We start from the raw sequence: 1800 nt of genomic DNA, 5'->3' as shown, positions 1-1800 counted from the left end.
CTCTAGTTGATGTCGCCATCCGGATTGGCTCAGCTCTTGGAGCGCTGGTTGTAACAATTGAAACCCTTTGCGTTTTTGACTAGTGGCATTTACTCCTCCAAATAAAATAAGTTGCTTATCCTGGGGTAAGTTAAGTAATTCTCGCGCTACCTGCTGATGGATGGGTCTGTACTGTTGAGTATCAATGCCATTGGGAATGAGCTCAATTCGCAGATCCTGGAAAAGGGAACTGGCACTGGCACATTTGGCTAACCATGAGCTGAGGGTGACAACTGTCAGGTCAAGATTTCGCCAAGCTTTGGCTTTGCGCTGCCATACCCAACGGGATAAATCCCAGTCTTTGCTGCTGTTAAGTTGAGGACAATTACCACAGGAGACTGTATAGCGATCGCAATCGTGATTGTAGTGACATCCTCCTGTGAATGGCCACATATCATGAAGAGTCCAAACAATTGGTCGCTTTAGTTTCCCAATGGTTTCAATTTGGACATAGCCAGCACAAATCCAATGGAGATTAATAATATCGGGCTTAAGTCGGGCAACTTTGGGAACAACTGCATCGGGAAACCACTGGCTAGAAAAGGTTTTATCTTCCCGTTGGGGGTAAAGCTTTTGAGGTAAAGCGCCAAAAGTCCATCTGCTCCTGGCTAGGCCCTGTGTCAACTTTTTTGTTGGTCCAATGACAGTTTGATCATGACTAAATTTTTCCTGCACTAAAATTTGGGAATCTAAATTAATGCTGTGGAAACCTTGATGTAATCGATAGGCAGCACGAGCAGCTCCACCAGATATATCGAAACTACTAACAATTAGAGTCTTCATGGTTTAATACCTTCCATGAACAGTGAATCGGGTTTACGCACTTTGCCCTCAAGCATATCTAGACCGTAGCTATTAAAATCTTGAATACGGCTTGAATCAGCACCACAAACGCGCACCTCTACAAATCCTGAGCGCTCCAGCAGTCGTCGTAAAGAAAACCGGTCATACATCCAATAATGAATTTCACCTGAATTCCGAAACAACCCGACTTCAAATGCTTGTCGTGCTTCATTCCCTGCGATCAGAGTCACTAGATATTTGGCAATACTAGTTCTGAGATTAAACTTCCTCAAGGTTTTGTAAAACCAATACCTATCTTTAGATGCTAGTCGCTCTATCCAGGATTTTTTTTCAGAGTTTTTATCCAAAAATATATCAGCATTGCTACCGATACGAGATCTGATAAATTCTTTATTAGTAAGATGAGTATCAGCTAGATAACTAGCCATTTCACCACCTTTAACGTGGCGCACTGTCTGGTCATAAAGTTCTAACATTATCCAGTCATAGTTAGCCTCTGCTTCCGTAACACCAGACTCAACCTGTTCTAGATTAGAGATATAATGTCTAGCTATTGATTCTAGATCAGGAACAACTGCTCTAATTATTCCCTGTGGCTTAAGAATGCGCCAACACTCAGCAATAAGTTGATCAGCATCATGCTGCTTGAGGTGTTCTATTACATGAGAACTATAACAAGCATCAAAATAAGCATCAGGATAGGGCAACTTTTTCCTGATATCATGATTATGAATATCGGATGATTGTGGTGCTAAATCAACATTAGTCCACGCCGGATGATTAGAATATGTAGAGCCGCAACCTATATTTATTAGTTTTAACATCAACCTAAGCTGGTTTTCATTTAAATTATGTCTGTGTCACAAAGCTGACGGCTGACAGCTGACGGCACCTCAAGTAGCGTGCGCGTAGCGCATATGCTTACGTTGATTAAAATTGATTTTTCCATCTATTAAT

General features: G+C 41.7%; 2 protein-coding genes. Both read right to left on the bottom strand.

Annotated features, from left to right (window positions below):
- Positions 1–822, bottom strand: an 822-nt coding sequence (locus F6K53_RS39675) for a glycosyltransferase (protein WP_293085498.1), incomplete at its 3' end; no start/stop codon positions are given.
- The gene (locus F6K53_RS39670) at positions 819–1667 is read right to left on the bottom strand and encodes a methyltransferase domain-containing protein (RefSeq protein WP_293085496.1); all 849 of its coding nucleotides are present in this window, start codon (positions 1665–1667) and stop codon (positions 819–821) included. The genes F6K53_RS39670 and F6K53_RS39675, both read right to left, overlap by 4 nt.
- Positions 1668–1800: the final 133 nt, after the last annotated feature.

The organism is Moorena sp. SIO4A1 (genome assembly GCF_010672065.1).
Lineage (GTDB): Bacteria > Cyanobacteriota > Cyanobacteriia > Cyanobacteriales > Coleofasciculaceae > Moorena.
This window is presented reverse-complemented; position numbering and strand designations above follow the sequence as displayed.

What these genes read in the sequence shown, in the direction of transcription:
- F6K53_RS39670 (WP_293085496.1), bottom strand. Translation starts at nt 1,667, where the DNA reads ATGTTAAAACTAATAAATATAGGTTGCGGCTCTACATATTCTAATCAT.